The sequence below is a fragment of the Prosthecobacter debontii genome, assembly GCF_900167535.1.
GTDB classification, from domain to species: Bacteria; Verrucomicrobiota; Verrucomicrobiia; order Verrucomicrobiales; family Verrucomicrobiaceae; genus Prosthecobacter; species Prosthecobacter debontii.
The window spans coordinates 34604-49374 of the sequence record NZ_FUYE01000024.1 but is presented as its reverse complement, the minus strand read 5'-3'; the positions used below and the strand labels follow the sequence as shown (position 1 = coordinate 49374).

20 protein-coding genes are annotated in these 14771 nt (G+C 56.7%); 12 read left to right on the top strand and 8 right to left on the bottom strand.

The genetic code is table 11. The annotated features are described in order from the left end of the window. Positions 1-25: 25 nt before the first annotated feature. A complete protein-coding gene (locus B5D61_RS23605) occupies positions 26-1126 on the top strand; it encodes a type IV pilus twitching motility protein PilT (RefSeq protein ID WP_078815885.1) in 1101 nt (366 codons plus the stop codon). Positions 1127-1284: 158 nt separating this feature from the next. On the opposite strand, the gene B5D61_RS23600 is transcribed toward B5D61_RS23605, so the two are convergent. From B5D61_RS23600 to B5D61_RS23565, 8 genes are all read right to left on the bottom strand, one after another. Beyond that, positions 1285-1674: a hypothetical protein gene (locus tag B5D61_RS23600; protein ID WP_078815884.1), complete on the bottom strand. Its 390-nt coding sequence runs from the start codon at positions 1672-1674 to the stop codon at positions 1285-1287. 175 nt (positions 1675-1849) lie between these two features. Continuing rightward, positions 1850-3136 carry a bifunctional glutamate N-acetyltransferase/amino-acid acetyltransferase ArgJ gene (gene argJ, locus B5D61_RS23595; protein ID WP_078815883.1) on the bottom strand — a complete coding sequence of 429 codons (1287 nt, stop codon included), beginning with the start codon at positions 3134-3136 and terminating at the stop codon, positions 1850-1852. Continuing rightward, positions 3133-4182 (bottom strand): N-acetyl-gamma-glutamyl-phosphate reductase, encoded by a 1050-nt coding sequence (gene argC / locus B5D61_RS23590; protein ID WP_078815882.1) that lies wholly within the window; start codon positions 4180-4182, stop codon positions 3133-3135. Before argC ends, argJ begins: the two co-directional genes overlap by 4 nt. Positions 4183-4307: 125 nt before the next feature. Next, a complete protein-coding gene (gene ruvC / locus B5D61_RS23585; RefSeq protein WP_078815881.1) occupies positions 4308-4844 on the bottom strand; it encodes a crossover junction endodeoxyribonuclease RuvC in 537 nt (178 codons plus the stop codon). A gap of 18 nt (positions 4845-4862) precedes the next feature. Further along, on the bottom strand, positions 4863-5342 hold the full coding sequence (locus B5D61_RS23580) for a DoxX family protein (protein ID WP_078815880.1): 480 nt from the start codon (positions 5340-5342) through the stop codon (positions 4863-4865). A gap of 4 nt (positions 5343-5346) precedes the next feature. Continuing rightward, positions 5347-6051 (bottom strand): polysaccharide biosynthesis/export family protein, encoded by a 705-nt coding sequence (locus B5D61_RS23575; protein ID WP_078815879.1) that lies wholly within the window; start codon positions 6049-6051, stop codon positions 5347-5349. A gap of 163 nt (positions 6052-6214) precedes the next feature. After that, positions 6215-6421 carry a hypothetical protein gene (locus tag B5D61_RS23570; RefSeq protein ID WP_078815878.1) on the bottom strand — a complete coding sequence of 69 codons (207 nt, stop codon included), beginning with the start codon at positions 6419-6421 and terminating at the stop codon, positions 6215-6217. A gap of 15 nt (positions 6422-6436) precedes the next feature. Further along, positions 6437-6673 carry a hypothetical protein gene (locus B5D61_RS23565; protein WP_139373463.1) on the bottom strand — a complete coding sequence of 79 codons (237 nt, stop codon included), beginning with the start codon at positions 6671-6673 and terminating at the stop codon, positions 6437-6439. A gap of 183 nt (positions 6674-6856) precedes the next feature. On the opposite strand from B5D61_RS23565, the gene B5D61_RS23560 reads away from it, so the two are divergent. The 11 genes from B5D61_RS23560 to B5D61_RS27250 all read left to right on the top strand — a co-directional run bounded on the left by B5D61_RS23560 (position 6857) and on the right by B5D61_RS27250 (position 14749). Then, positions 6857-7531 (top strand): 3-keto-disaccharide hydrolase, encoded by a 675-nt coding sequence (locus tag B5D61_RS23560; protein ID WP_078815876.1) that lies wholly within the window; start codon positions 6857-6859, stop codon positions 7529-7531. A 100-nt stretch (positions 7532-7631) separates the two neighbouring features. Continuing rightward, complete coding sequence (gene cdd, locus B5D61_RS23555) at positions 7632-8015, top strand: cytidine deaminase (RefSeq protein ID WP_078815875.1); 384 nt, start codon at positions 7632-7634, stop codon at positions 8013-8015. A gap of 64 nt (positions 8016-8079) precedes the next feature. After that, positions 8080-8490 (top strand): BamJ family beta-barrel-assembly machinery protein, encoded by a 411-nt coding sequence (bamJ, locus tag B5D61_RS23550; protein ID WP_425440081.1) that lies wholly within the window; start codon positions 8080-8082, stop codon positions 8488-8490. A gap of 146 nt (positions 8491-8636) precedes the next feature. Then, entirely contained in the window at positions 8637-8819 is a 183-nt protein-coding gene (gene rpmH, locus B5D61_RS23545) for a 50S ribosomal protein L34 (protein WP_078815873.1), read from the top strand. Positions 8820-8838: 19 nt separating this feature from the next. Continuing rightward, positions 8839-9204, top strand: coding sequence for a ribonuclease P protein component (rnpA, locus tag B5D61_RS23540; RefSeq protein ID WP_078815872.1), 366 nt, complete (start codon positions 8839-8841; stop codon positions 9202-9204). Then, on the top strand, positions 9201-9548 hold the full coding sequence (gene yidD, locus B5D61_RS23535) for a membrane protein insertion efficiency factor YidD (protein WP_078815871.1): 348 nt from the start codon (positions 9201-9203) through the stop codon (positions 9546-9548). The genes rnpA and yidD overlap by 4 nt, the downstream gene beginning before the upstream one ends. Before the next feature lie 54 nt (positions 9549-9602). Further along, positions 9603-11474, top strand: a complete 1872-nt coding sequence (locus B5D61_RS23530; RefSeq protein ID WP_078815870.1) for a YidC/Oxa1 family insertase periplasmic-domain containing protein — start codon at positions 9603-9605, stop codon at positions 11472-11474. Positions 11475-11686: 212 nt separating this feature from the next. Next, a complete protein-coding gene (gene sucC, locus B5D61_RS23525; RefSeq protein WP_078815869.1) occupies positions 11687-12877 on the top strand; it encodes an ADP-forming succinate--CoA ligase subunit beta in 1191 nt (396 codons plus the stop codon). A gap of 112 nt (positions 12878-12989) precedes the next feature. Then, positions 12990-13538 (top strand): GNAT family N-acetyltransferase, encoded by a 549-nt coding sequence (locus tag B5D61_RS23520; RefSeq protein WP_176159637.1) that lies wholly within the window; start codon positions 12990-12992, stop codon positions 13536-13538. 414 nt (positions 13539-13952) lie between these two features. Further along, positions 13953-14336: a VOC family protein gene (locus B5D61_RS23515; RefSeq protein ID WP_078815867.1), complete on the top strand. Its 384-nt coding sequence runs from the start codon at positions 13953-13955 to the stop codon at positions 14334-14336. A gap of 71 nt (positions 14337-14407) precedes the next feature. Next, positions 14408-14749 (top strand): DUF4339 domain-containing protein, encoded by a 342-nt coding sequence (locus tag B5D61_RS27250; RefSeq protein WP_078815866.1) that lies wholly within the window; start codon positions 14408-14410, stop codon positions 14747-14749. Positions 14750-14771: the final 22 nt, after the last annotated feature.

Sequence of the window (14771 nt, the reverse complement as noted above, 5' to 3'; positions counted from 1 at the left end):
TTGTTGAAGAATTTTTAGTTATCCCATGCGTCAATACGATCTCATTGAATACCTTGCCATGGCCATGCAGGCCGGTGCATCCGATCTCCATCTTTCTCCAGGGGCTCCTCCGACCATGCGTCTGCACGGGCGAATGACTCCTGTGACGGATGAAATCTTCGATGCCTTGGATGTTCGTGAACTGATGCTGGGCAGTTTGAAGGATACCCAGCGTGCGAAGTTGGAAGAAGAGTGGGAGCTGGACTTCGCCATCGAGGTGGAAAATCTCGGGCGCTTTCGTGGCAATGCCTGTTTTGCCATGGGCAAGATCGAAGGGAACTTCCGTTACATCCCCGATAGCATCCCAGAACTGCCCCATCTAGGCCATGGCCCGAATGTGCAGGGCATGTGCCAATTCAAGGACGGCTTGATCCTCGTCACTGGCGTCAGCAACAGTGGTAAAACCACCACCTTGTGCAGCATGACTCAGACCATCGCACGTGAGCGCTCCTGCAATATCGTGACGATTGAAGATCCGATCGAGTTTGTATTTAAGCATGGTCAGAGCCTCATCCGCCAGCGGCAGGTGGGGTTTGATACTCATGAGTTCGCCCGTGCGATGAAGAGCGCTCTGCGTCAGGATGTGAACGTGATCACCGTGAGTGAGTTGCGAGATCTGGAGACGATCCGCACGGCATTGACCGCCGCAGAGACCGGCCACCTCGTCATCAGCACCCTGCATACCATGGATGTGCCGAGCACGATTACGCGTATCCTCGATAGTTTCCCCAAGGAGCAACAGGACTACGTGGCTTCTCAGCTCAGCCACTGCCTTCGGGGAATCATCAGCCAGCACCTGATCCGCCGCCCAGATGGTGAAGGACGCGTGATGGCGACAGAGGTAATGCTGATGAACTCTGCCATCTCCAGTTGCATTCGAGATCAACGTCTGCAGCAGCTTGCCAGCTTGATCCAAATCGGCGGGCGGGATGGCATGCACACCATTGATGATAGCCTCCTGCACCTGCTGAGTTATGATTTCATCACGATGGAAGACTGCCGCGCTCATGCCCGCGACATCGAATTCATCAAGGTGGGGTATGAGAAGATCAAACGTGACCGCGAAATCGCAGCACGCCGTAAGTGATGAACTCAGCGTGGAAGAGACTGGCCTAACTTAACTTAGTTAGGCATCTCATGGGTCCTGTGGGGTTTGCTCAGAACGCCGTTGAGAATTGCTCTCAGGGAAAAGCTCAAGACATCACGAGCAATCGACCTGCTGCGGACTGAAGTCCGCGCTCCTTCTCAAGGCCTGGCCACCTGCATCGGGATCAGTCTCGCGATTTCCGTTTCGGTAGCTGGAAAGAAGAGCACAGTCTGACCTTCCGGGTCGGCATCATTGCTGAAAACGATGTCCTTTTGGCCATCGCCATTACGGTCTTCAAACCGAACTCGCGGATGACTCAACCCTCCCAGGAGGATCGGCTCGATCCGCCGGGAACCACCTGGCTCCTTCAACCAAACCGCCAGGGATGGCACCGAGCCGGAGCCGCCATAGCGCCACTCCAACTTCAAGCCCTGCGGCTCCAACTCATTCACAAAACGCAGCGACCAAAGCCAGGCCCAGCCCACCGCAAGGATCAGCATCGGCACGCCGATGGCCGAGTAAAAAGCACGGTGTGAAAGGACAGGCATCGGATGAGATGGCATGGTTTAGATAATCATCATGGCCCTGCCAAGCGCAAAGGATTGTCACGCATGGGGCTGGGTCACATAGTTCCAACGCTTCCCATGTCGGCAAGCACTGTCCATGGCCCGAGGTGCCATCGAGATGACGCCTCTCCAAGTAAAAACCACTACGAAGTCACTTTCACGCCAGTCCCTTCTGACGGCGGGCGTGCACGGCGGCGGAGTATTCGCTGGCGTTGAAGTCCACATACTCCTCAGACAGGTCACTGGTGTAGACCGTGTGATTGGCGCTGCCTTGATTGAGGTCGATGGTGACGGAGAAGCGGGGCTCTTTCACCACCTTCTCTAGCTCAGTCATGGGGGTATTGGTGGTCAGTCCGCCTTTGCAGGCAATCAATCCGCCGAAGTAAATGTCGATGAGTTCCTCCCGCAAGCGGGCTCCAGAGTAGCCGACCGCATGGATCACACGACCCCAGTTGGGGTCACTACCGTGCCAGGAGCATTTCACCAGCATGGACTTGGCCACGGCTTCAGCGGCCTTTTTGGCATCAGCTTGAGTGCGGGCATTGCGCACGCGGATTTCGACGAACTTGGTGACGCGCTCGCCATCGCTGACGATCATTTTGGCCAGCTCGAGCATGACCTTGTGCAGGGCGCGACGGAAGGTCTGCGCTTCTTCGCTGCCTTTCTTGATCTCAGGCGCATCCGCCTGGCCATTGCTCATCACGATGACGGTGTCATTCGTGCTCGTATCACCATCGATGGTGATGCAGTTGAACGATTGATCCACGGCGCAGCGCACGGCGCGCTTCAGTTCATCCTGAGCGATCTTCGCGTCGGTGGTGATGAAGCATAGCATGGTGGCCATGTTCGGGCAGATCATGCCGGCACCTTTGGCGATGCCACCGATGCGGAAGCTGCCTTCACCGCAAGGGACTTCGATGGCGTAGCTCTTTGGCTTCGTATCGCTGGTCATGATGGCGCGGGAGGCGTCTTCTGAGCCGGTTTCGGAAAGGGCGGCTGCCAGTTCACCCACGCGTGGGGTGATGCGCTGAATGGGCATGGTCATGCCGATGATGCCGGTGGAGCAGACCTGCACCTGACGCATGCGGATGCCCAGGGCCTCCGCAGTGGCTTTGCACATGGCTTTGGCATCCTGGATGCCCTGCGGGCCGGTGCAGGCGTTGGCGTTACCACTGTTGGCGATGATGGCGCGGATGTCGCCATCGCGGATGTGCTGCTGGGAGACACGCACGCAGGCGGCACGCACTTTATTCGTGGTGAAAACAGCGTCGGTGACGGTGGGGGTGTCAGAGACGATCAGCATCAAATCCAGACGTTTCACGTCAGGGTTTTTGATGCCGCAGGAGATGGCCCCGGCACGATAACCGTGGGCTGCGGTGACGCCGCCTTCGATGACTTTAAAGGAAACGCGGGGTTCGCGAGATGGATCAAGGTCAGCAATCATACGCTCTGGAGCCCGGCAGCAGGATCAAAGCCGCAGACAAGGTTGAAATTCTGGATCGCCTGGCTTGAGGCGCCTTTGCCGATGTTATCTTCAGCACTCATGAGGATGAGACGGCCTGCACGCTGATCCAACGCCCAACCGATATCGATGAAATTCGTGCCCATGACATGCTTGGTGTCCGGGGATTGATTGCGGCCGAGCAGACGCACGAAGGGCTGGTCGGCATAAGCTTGCTGTAAAGCAGCCTCCACCTGCTCCAGCGTCACGCCAGGGGCCAGGGAGGCAAAGGTGGTGGTGCAGATGCCTGCATACACGGGCACCAGATGGGGCACAAACGACAGCTTCACTTCACGACCTGCGGCGATGGCTAGCTCCTGCCCGATTTCGCTCAGGTGACGATGCTGAGGCACGCTGTAGCTGCGCAGGCTATTTTGCACTTCGCAGAAAAGCAGGGACACGTTGGCATTCCGGCCAGCACCACTAGCACCGCTCATGCTGGACACAGCGAGTGGGTCTGCGCTCAACAGGCCAGCCTTCAGAAGAGGAATGAGAGGCAGTAAAATGCTGGTGGGATAACAGCCAGGGCAGGCGATGAGACGTGCTTTCTGGATTTCATCCGCCCGGATTTCTGGCAGGGCATAGACGGCCTCGCTCAGCAATTCCGGTGCGGGATGCTCATGCGCATAAAATTCCTTGTAAACCTCGGCACTGCGCAGACGGAAGTCCGCACTCAGGTCGATGACTTTGATGCCGAGCTCCAGCAGAGGCTTGGCGTATTCCACGGACACACCATGGGGCAGGGCGAGAAAGGCGATTTCAGCGCCGGCTTCTTTCAGCGCGGCCGCATCAGGATTGCTAAAGGTCAGGCGATCGGCGATGCCTACTTTACGAAACCGTGGAAACTCCGCAGATAAGGTTTTGCCAGCGAGTGTGCGCGAGGTCACGGCCACGAGTTCGGCATGAGGATGGCGCAGTAACAACCGGAGCAGTTCTATTCCGGAATAACCACTTGCTCCAAGGACAGCGACTTTAACTTTCTGAGACATCACGGGAGAGGCGAAGTATGGAGCCTCCCCTCTTTCCCGCAAGATCAGATTTAAAATGATGGAGTTCCGTGGCCGTCAAAATGTCAGGCTCACTAAAACCAGGAGAAGTGCTGGGTAAGCGCGGTTTATACCCGGCGGGCTTCGCGGGCGAGCGCGGCCCCTGCGTTGGCGTTCTGAAAGTGGGCGATGCCTACAGCTAAGGCATCCGCTGCATCGGCGGGTGGTGTCTCACGCAGCCGGAGCATGCTGCGGATCATGAAGGCCACCTGATCTTTCTGCGCGGCCCCACGGCCGACGGCCGCCTGTTTCACCTCCTTCGGGGCATACTCATAAATGGGTATGCCGTGCTCAGCGGCTGCGATGAGGCAGGCCGCGCGAGCGGTGCCGAGCACGATGGCGGTCTTGTAACTCTGCACATAAATGGTGGTCTCGATCGCACACACCGTCGGAGCATACTGGCGAATGGCGTCCTGGAGTTGCTCTCGGATGGCCACCAGGCAGCCAGAGTGGAGCAGCTTGGGAGCATTCGAGATCACCCCGTAGGCGAGTGGCTTGATGTCGCGTCCTGTTTGTTCCAGCACCGCCCAGCCTGTGTTGCGCAGGGCGGGGTCGATGGCGAGCACTCGCTCGGTGATTGGAGCGGTGGAGGGGGAGGGCGGCATGCGGGAGTGGCCGGGATTTTACCAGCGTTTCTTGGGTTTAGAGTGTCCCCAGTTCTCTCCCAGGCGGAAGAGTTTGTCGATGGAGACGGCACCTGAGCCGAAGAGGAGCAGCGTGAAGGCAATGAGCAGATAAAGCCAGGCGATCTCTGTCTCGGCTGAGGTGCCTTTGATGATGACGCCGATCAACACAGGCATCATGATGACGGAAAAGAGGCGGGTAAGGAAGCCTAGGCACCAGCTCACAGCGACGGCCGCAATGGTAATCGCCACGGCAGGGGCTAGGAGCGTGGGCATGGGCAGGCCTGCATCTGAGAAGGCTTTGACCCAATTCCAGGTCTTTTCCTCCCAGAGAAACTCATAGGCTTCATGCGCGGCTACCCAGCCGTGGCGGCTGAGCAGCAGAACTCCGGCGCCGATGCGAAGGATCGAGATGCTCTTGAAGAGATTGCCAATGGGGATTTGATTTGCGGCTGGGTTGCCGCCGATTTGCTCGATCATGAAATTAAAAATCGGGGGAAAGGTGAATGATGTCTCCAGGTTCGGGTTCGGTCTTCTCCGTGGCTGCCTCGAGGCTGGAGTAAAAGCGGCGATTTCCTTCCCGGATGACGTAAACCCCACGGTTGGTGGAGCCCAGCTTACGGCCCCCGGCGACGGTGACGGCCTGCTGAATGGTCATGCCATCCCAGGCTGGGATGAATTCATCCTTGATCACATCCCCGGTGATGGAGACCACCGGCACATCCTCCACCGAAAGAATGTGAACGGTCAGCGGGCGATTCAGGCGAAGGCCCACCCGGAAGGTTGCGGCGATGGCTTCCACGGCTTTGGGTAGCTGCGCACCGCCGATCTGGGTGCGGCCGATTTTATCGCCAAAATCGACCACGCCTTTGGCATCCACCATGACCACGCCATTATAGACGCGTTTGGTGGAGCGTGTGCCTTCATACACATGCACACGCAGGGAGTGGCCATAGCCCAGGGTGCCTCGGGCATTGAAGGGCATTTGCGGGTCTTCATCGTTCACCTTGTCGTGATCAGGCATGCCCGGAAGAATACGGGTCACTTTTTTCAAGGTGGAGAACTTGGGCAGAGACGGCATCGGGATCTTGGGGAGATCCGGCGTGAGGCGCTTGACCGTGGCACATGAAGAAAGGCAAACGGCAGCGGCCAAGAGTGGCAGCGTCAGGTGGGAAAGGGGAAGGGCCATGGATAAATGAGAGGCGAGGTTCCGGTGTGCGGGGATCGAAAGTCGAAGCGATCAACGATCCCCCCCGAACACATGCACGCCGTGTCTGGAAATGACAAGGCCAACGTCAATGACGTTGGCCTCATGTCCGGGGGAGGATGGGGAAAACGAAGGGCGGTAAGGATCAGGCGGCCAGTTTGCGCTTCCCATCCTGCACCAGCAACTGAGCGAGTTCGGGCATGTAGCGGACGATTTCGTGGGCCAGCACTTCCAGCCGGGTGTCGGATTTCCACCCACCGCGTGGACTGCGATCGCGGTCGGTCATTTCCAGGCTCATCAGCGTGGTGAACATCTGCGTTTCGGAGGACTGAAGATCGTGTTGCGTCGTCATGGGTGTGGAATGAGGTTAGGCGGGAAGGGGCAGAGCCACGACATCGCCATCTTGAATCATGAACTTCCTCCGAGTCAGAAGCCCATCTTTGATCTTCGATTCTATCGCCTGGCTGATCAGGAGCCTCGCGGCCTCAGCTGGACTGCTCCCGTATGTGCCATCGAGGGTCAGATCCTCCAGATACATTTTGATCTGGGGAGTGACTGCGATGGTCATCGAGACCGAATCGAAGCTGTTTGAAGGACGAGCCATGGGATAAAAACCCGGATATAATGCCATTAAAACCGATCCAACTTGATTGTTCAAGTTGGAACTGGGTTATTTTTGGGTTTTAACCCCATTAAAATCCGCGTTTTTTATTAAGATAAGTTAAATAAATGGTGTTTTTGGCACTTTGGAGATGGATTTCGGCTCGGCGGGCGTTGTTTTTCGCCCATGAAAAAGACAATCCTTTTTTCCCTCCTGGCCACTTTCTCCCTCTCCGTGCACGCCGAAGATGGCTGGCAGCATTGGTTCAAAGACGGCTTGGGTGATGCCCAGGTGGTGAGTGGTCAGGCGACTTATGAAGTGAAAGACGGCATTCTCACCGGCACCACGGTGGAAGGCAGTGGCAATACGTTCCTGGCGAAAGGCCCCTTCAAAGATTTCGAACTGCAATTTGAAGTGAAGGTGGATGATGAACTGAACTCCGGTGTCCAGGTGCGCAGCCACTTGGCGAAAGAAGGGGATCCTGCTCCCGAAGGAAGTAAGAACGGCAAGCCTCTTCCTGATGGCCGCCTCTTTGGTCCTCAGTGCGAGATCGCCATCAACGGCACGGCTGGTGACTTCTACGATGAGGCTCGCCGCGGCACCTGGTGGAGCATCCTGACTCAGACGGAAGCTGTCCGCACGGACGAAGCCAAGGCCGCCTTTAAAAAAGGAGAGTGGAATCACTACCGCATCGTGGTGCAGGGTGACCACTACCAGAGTTTTGTGAACGGTGTGAAAACGGCTGACTTCACTCAACCCAATGACCCTGAAGGCTACATCGGCTTCCAGGTGCACGGCATCAAGAAAGGCACCGGCCCCTACAAGGTGCAGTGGAAAGAAGTGAAATTTAAGACGCTGTAAACAGCGGAGGAGGGGAGTGATCTCTCCCTGAGATTTCGATTCATCCCGCGGAGACAGGTCTTGCTACCGGTCTCCGCTTTTTTGTGTCATAGTCCTGCCCATGCCAGACCTCTTGCCCCAAGCTCACGCGGCTGCTGAGAAAGCATATGCTCCCTATTCTAAATACCACGTGGGGTGTGCGTTGGAGACGGTGAACGGAGGGATTTACCTGGGATGCAATGTGGAAAACGCCAGCTACGGCCTGACGGTGTGTGCGGAGAGAAATACCATCTTTCAAGCCGTCGCGGCAGAAGGCGCGGGGATGAAGATCGCTCAATTAAGTGTGGTGTGCCTAGGCCATGAGTTTCCCCCCTGTGGTGCCTGCCGACAGGTGATTGCCGAGTTTTCCCTTCCTGACGGGCAGACGCCGGTCACTTATTTACACAATGGCCAACCTGTGACGAAGACGATGGCGGAGTTGTTGCCCGAGGCGTTCGGTTTGTGAGGAGGGCAGGGTTGCGTGACGTGGTTTGGGAGCTAAACTCACCTCCCTTTTTAATCCAACCTCAATCCAACTGACCACCATGTCTGACATCGCTCTCGCTAAAGGAGAAAAGTTTCTGGAAGATAACGCCAAGAAAGAAGGCGTGATCGTGACCGCCAGCGGTCTGCAATATAAAGTGATCACCGAAGGTACGGGGAAAAGCCCGAAAGCCACCGACACCGTGCTGGTTCACTACGAAGGCACTCTGATCGATGGCAAAGTCTTCGACAGCTCCTACAAGCGTGGCGAACCCATCGAGTTTCCTCTGAACCGCGTCATTGCAGGCTGGACCGAAGGTGTGCAGCTCATGAAGGAAGGCAGCAAGCATCGTCTGTATCTCCCCTCCAAGCTGGCCTACGGTCCCCGTGGTGCTGGACGCGACATCGGCCCGAACGAGGCCCTTATCTTTGACGTGGAACTGATCAAAGTCCGCTGAGGAACATTGCACTCGCTTTCAGCACGTATTTGACAAGCCCAAGAGTCTGCGTAGAATCGCGCCCCCTGTTGCTGGGGCTGGGCTGTTTTTGACGATGTGCCAGGCCTGCTGCGAAAGGAAAAAGACGTTTTAGCACCCCTACGAATATGCCCAAGAGGACTTATCAAGCATCCAAGCGCACCCGGAAACGCCAGTTCGGCTTCCGTGCCCGCATGAAGACTGAAAATGGCCGCGACATCCTTCGTCGCCGCCGCGCTCGTGGTCGCAAGCGCCTCATGCCCGTTGGCGTTGAAGTCCACTACAAGCGCCACGTGCAGCAGCACGCCTAATGCAGGCTAGGCCCGCCCCATGCGTCTTCCCTCCCGCCTTCATCTGAAGGAATCCCGTGATTTCGCGAGGATCAAGGAGCGGGGGAGCAGTCAGGCGGGCCGCTTTTTTGTCCTGGCGGTGCTGCAAGACCCCACAGTCTCTGATTTTCAGTTTGGCTTGGTAACAAGCCGGAAGGTCGGGAAGGCTGTCGTCCGAAACCGCGTCCGCAGGCAACTCCGTGAGATCATCCGGGCGCATCGGGCGAAGATCGCTCCGGGATGGAAGTTCGTGACGATTGCCCGTTGGCGTGCCGCTGATGCGGCATTTGCGGACATGGAGCAAGATTGGCTCCGTCTGGCAAAGCGTCAGGGTCTTTTGTTGAAACCTGCGCCGTCCGCTCCATGAAATGGCTCGTCCGCATCCTCATCCGTGGTTATCAGCGCGTCATTTCTCCCGTCATTCATGCCCTCGGTGGTCCTGGTTCAGGCTGCCGATTCACTCCGACATGCTCGGAGTATTTTCTTCAGGCTGTGGAAACTCACGGCTTTTTCAAAGGCAGTGCCATGGGCACTTGGCGCATCCTCCGCTGTAATCCCTGGGGTGGCCAAGGGCATGACCCGGTGCCGCCGCGAGGTTCCATTACAAAAGGAACCTGTTCTTGCCACAGACACGAAGGCGTCCAGAGTTCAGACTCGCCGCCTGCTTCCGCCTCGGCCGCAGCTTCTTCGCGCCTAACGCCTGAAGAGTGATCTCCCGCCTCCCTCTTTCTTCCTTCTCTCTCAGCTCTCATTTCTCGAAACTACATGGATCGCAAAGCCTGGATCATCGTTACCCTCTGCGGCCTAGGAATGGCCGCCAATTACTGGTTCATGACCAAGAACCAGCAGGCCCTGGCCGCTGAGCGTGCTCGCGAAGAGGCCAACAAGCCTGCCGTCACACAGGTGCAGCCTGCGACGCCCGGTGTGCCTACCGCAGGGACAGATGGTGCTGCCATCACGACGCCGACGATGAATGCGGCGACTCCAGATGCTGTCGCTGCGGCGACGGCCGGACTGCCCGAGGAAAAACACAGCATCACGGTGGGCAGTGTGACTTATCACTTCACCACCAAAGGCGCGGGTATTGCGAAGGCAGACCTGGGCGCAGGGGATAAGATCTCTTTGAACGAAGCGGGTCGTAAAACTTTGGAGCCCATTGGTGCTCTCCGCCGCGAGGCCACGGGGCTGGATACCGTGAGCTACAAGGTCATTGAGAAAAGTGACAAAGGCATCACCTTTGAAGGTGTCTCTGCCGATGGCATCACCATCCGTAAAGCCTATCGGGTCACCGAAGGTGAGAAATCCGATGAGCATCTCCTGGCCCTGACCCTGACGCTGACCAATACCGGCACCGCTCAGCATAAATCGGAAGAGTATTATCTCTACACCGGTGCCGCCAGGAGTGTGCGCCCCGATGAGGTGCTGAAGCCCAGTTTCTTCTGGAACGACTCTGGGGATGCCGGGCACAAAGACACCCACTCCTTCGCAGGCGGTTGGTTCTCAGAGGAGAAGACGGAGTATCGTTCCAGCTATGCCCGCCTGCGTTATGCGGGGGTGATGAGCCGCTTCTATTCGACGATCATTAGCCGCACGACCGAAGGGGGTGACAAGCCCGGCAAGGTCTGGTCCACCCGTTTCTTGGTCGATCACGGAGGCGATAAGTTTGCTCATGAAGAGTCGGCCAAGCATGACTACGCCATTGAGGCCGCTATGAGCCTGCCTCCTGTGGATTTGGCTCCAGGTGCCAGCACCACCGAGAACTATGAGATCTACATCGGGCCCAAGGAATACAACCGCCTGAACAAGCTGGGCGGTCAGCGGGATTTTATCATGTTTTACGGCATGTTCAGCCCGATCAGTAAGTTGCTGAACAACATCATGCGCTGGATGCACGACATCAGTGGTAACTGGGGCGTGGCCATCATCCTTCTGACGCTGGTGATCCGCACCGTGCTGTGGCCGCTCCAGTCGAAGGCTCAGTATTCCATGAAGCGCATGGGCCTGTTGGCTCCGAAGATGAAAGAGCTGCAGGAGAAGTATAAGGACGACCCAACCAAGCAGCAGACGGAAGTCATGAAGCTGTATAAGGACTATGGGGTCAATCCGGTGGGTGGCTGTCTGCCCATGTTGATGCAGATCCCCATTTTCTTCGCCTTTTACGGCGTGCTTCAAAACGCGGCTGAACTGCGTGGTCAGAGCTGGCTGTGGGTGAAGGATCTGTCCATTTCGGACACCATCTACACCTTCAATTTCCCCTTCTCTCTGCCGATTATGGGCACGGACTTCGATCTGAACCCGCTGCCCCTGATCATGGGTGTCACCATGATCCTGCAGATGAAGCTGACACCTCAGCCGCCGTCCGTGGAAAAGAGCCAGAAGATCATGATGTCCATCATGCCCTTCTTCTTCCTCTTCATTTCCTATAACTTCGCTGCCGCGCTGTCCCTCTACTGGTCCACCCAGAACTTGTTCGCCATCTTCCAGAGCCGAATCATGAAGCTCTACATGAAGGAGCCGACCCTGGAAAAAGTGGAACCCAAGTCCAAGGACGCTCCTCAAAATCCCTTCTTCAATCCCATGAACCCGCAGCATAAGGACAAGAAGCCTAAGCCGAAGAATCCCAAGCTGGGTGGCTAGGCGTCTGAGTGGCAGACCTTGAAAATCTCCCCCTCTCTGTGGATGCAGGTTTAGTCCTGGCCGTGGAGAGGGGTTTTTCATGTCTGCGCGCCGAGCCAGCCTGGGAATAACCGTGGAAAAATATCCTGGCATAGCTTGACCACCCGGCTCAGCCTCCTATGCTCGCCCGTCCCAACGTGGGACGCGTAGCTTTTCCCCCATCATCTCGCTCCATGAACATCCACGAATACCAGGCCAAGGAACTGTTTGAAAAATTCGGCGTTGCGACGCCTCCTGGAAAAGTCGCCGCTACGGCCGAAGAGGCTGGAAAGATCGCGGAAGAACTGGGTGGGGCAGGCTTGGTGGTGAAGGCTCAGGTCCACGCGGGTGGTCGTGGCAAAGGCACTTTCAAGAACGGTTTCAAAGGTGGCGTACATGTGATCAACACCGCTGCAGAAGCCCAAGACATCGCAGGCAAGATGCTGGGCCAAACCCTGGTCACCCATCAGACTGGTCCAGAAGGGAAGTTGGTCAGCAAAGTCCTCGTCGCTAAAGCCGTGGACATCTCCAAGGAATATTACTTCGCCATCCTGTTTGATCGTGGTAGCAGCGGTCACGCCCTGATCGCCAGCACCGAAGGCGGCATGAACATCGAAGAAGTGGCGGAGAAGACTCCCGAAAAGATCACCAAGGAGTTCGTTCACCCCACCATCGGCCTTCAGGCTTATCAGGCCCGTAAGGTGGCGGCTTCTCTCGGTCTGAAAGGCCCTCTGGCCAACCAAGCTGTGAAGCTCTTCACCGCTCTGTGGAACCTGTATCTGAAGAGCGATTGCTCCCTCGTGGAAGTGAACCCGCTGGCCATCACCACCGACAATCAAGTGGTGGCTCTCGATGCTAAGTTCAACTTCGACGACAACGCGTTGTATCGTCAGAAAGACGTCGTCGCCATGCGCGACACCACGGAGGAAGATCCTCGTGAAGTGGCTGCCAGCGAGTTTGGTCTTAACTACATCGGTCTGGATGGCAACATCGCCTGCCTCGTGAACGGTGCCGGTCTGGCCATGTCCACCATGGACATCATCAAGCTGCACGGGGGTGAGCCTGCCAACTTCCTCGACGTGGGTGGTGGTGCCTCCAAAGAGCAAGTGACCGCTGCCTTCAAGATCATCTTGGGCGACCCGAATGTGAAGGGCATCCTGGTGAACATCTTCGGTGGCATCATGGACTGCAACATCATCGCCACGGGCATCATTGCCGCTGCTCAGGAAGTGTCTCTGACCATTCCCCTGGTGGTTCGTCTGGAAGGCAACAACGTGGAAGCCGGTAAGAAAACCCTCGCTGAGAGCGGCCTCGCCATTACGAGCGCTGACGGCCTCACCGATGCTGCCCAGAAGATCGTGGCAGCAGTCGCTCAAGCGGCATAATAAATGCGCATCGCACGAGTCGAATGATCAAGAAGAGCTCCGAGGAAAACCTCGGAGCTTTTTTGTTCATTAATTTTCGCCAAATAGGCTTTCGAGGTTGTCTATGGCTTCAATGATCCGTTCAGCCACCACGTCGGATGCCAGGAGCATCGCCGAGATCCATGTCTCCGCATGGAGAGCCGCTTATCAGGGGATTTTACCCGAAGGATATTTGAATCGCTTCAGTGTCGAGAAGCGGGAGCAGATCTGGAAGGGCGCTTGTGAGCAGGACGACAGCGACTTGCTTGTCGCTACAACCCGGTCCGAAGTGGTCGGATTCTGTCACCTAACGCCTTCTCGTGATCAGGACAGCGAAGATGCAGGTGAGATCACCTCCATCTATCTGGCTCCTGAACAAAAACGGCGCGGACTGGGGCGTGCCTTGGTGGAGGCGAGCCTCGCTTTGGCGTCGGCACAGGGCTTCGAACGTATCACGCTTTGGGTCCTGGTGGAAAATCTACCCGCCCGCCAATTCTATGAAGCCCTGGGATTCCGTCCCGATGGCATGCTGAAGGAAGAGACGGATGGAGACGTCTGCCTGCGCGAGATGCGTTATCAGATCCGCGTGAATGAGGCCCTACAGAGAACGCTAATCCCGACTTCCGTCCTTGCGAGTGCTTGAGAAAGTCGGGAGCCATTTTACGGTAGAATCATGCTGGACCAGATCCTTAAAGAAGACCGAAACCAGGTGTCAGGAGCCCGGTCACTTTCATCAGTGTGGTTCTGGGGCTGGTTGGTTGCCCTATTGGGGTGGATCGGCTGGACGATTGCCACCCAATTTTCCCGCGAATCCTTCAGCTGGGTTACTTTAGGGACGGTTGTGCTACTCCCCTGTGCGCTCCTGATTCAGCATTTAGCCTCGTCTTTTTCTTGGCCAACTTGGATAAGGGGCGGTCTCCTGATCTGTTCCTTGGCTTGCCTAGCCAGTTCTGTTTATCTGTCGAATCAACGCTAAATCGAACCAGCCCGAAAATCCCGAACCCTCAAAGCGAAAGGCAGGTGCGATCTCTGTCGAATCTCAATCCTCCTTAGGACCATGCTTAAAGTCACTGAATTTGCTTTCACAGGTTATAGCGTCACAGATATGGATCGGGCGCGGGCGTTTTATGAAAACGTGCTCCATTTGAAACCGGCTTCGACCTTTGCCGAGGAGGGAAAGGCTCCTTCTTGGGTGGAATATGAAGTCGGCCCTCATACGCTGGCCATCACGATCGGCGGAGAAATGTGGAAGCCAAGCAAGGACGGGGGCGGTGTGGCCCTGGAGGTGGAAGATTTTGAGCAATCTCTGAAGTGGTTGAAAGAGAAGGGCGTGGAACCCTACTTTGGGCCTTATGAGTCCCCCGTGTGCCATATGGCGCTGATCTCAGATCCTGATGGAAATTCCATCTGCATTCACAAGCGTAAACCGGGGCACGATTGAATGTCAGGCTCCGATGCGCGAACTGCACTTCACTTGCGAGTGCGTCAGTTTCTCGTTAAGTGCCGCTCAGAATGACGTGGTATTTTAATAACGATGGCCTCGCTGATGGACCTCATGATGAGGCCACGTTGCGTGCATGGGTGAAGAAGGGGCGCATCGGACCTCGGACCCTCGTGTGGAGGTCTGACTCAGGAACCGAGGAATGGCAAGAGGTGGAGACTCTTGCGCCTGCGTGGTGGAAAGGGACGAGCGAGCCTAAGGGTAAGGTCACTTCATCCCCGGCTGCGTCTCCAAGGGAAGGTCGGGGGCCCGAAACCCGTGGCCTGACCCCCAAGGCCCCGGGTGCCGGAGTCAATTCCTCAGGAGGAAGCTTTTTTGCCAAGCTGTTTAACTGGGGCAAAAAGAAAGGGTAGAGAACTCCGCGTGAGGTTTCAG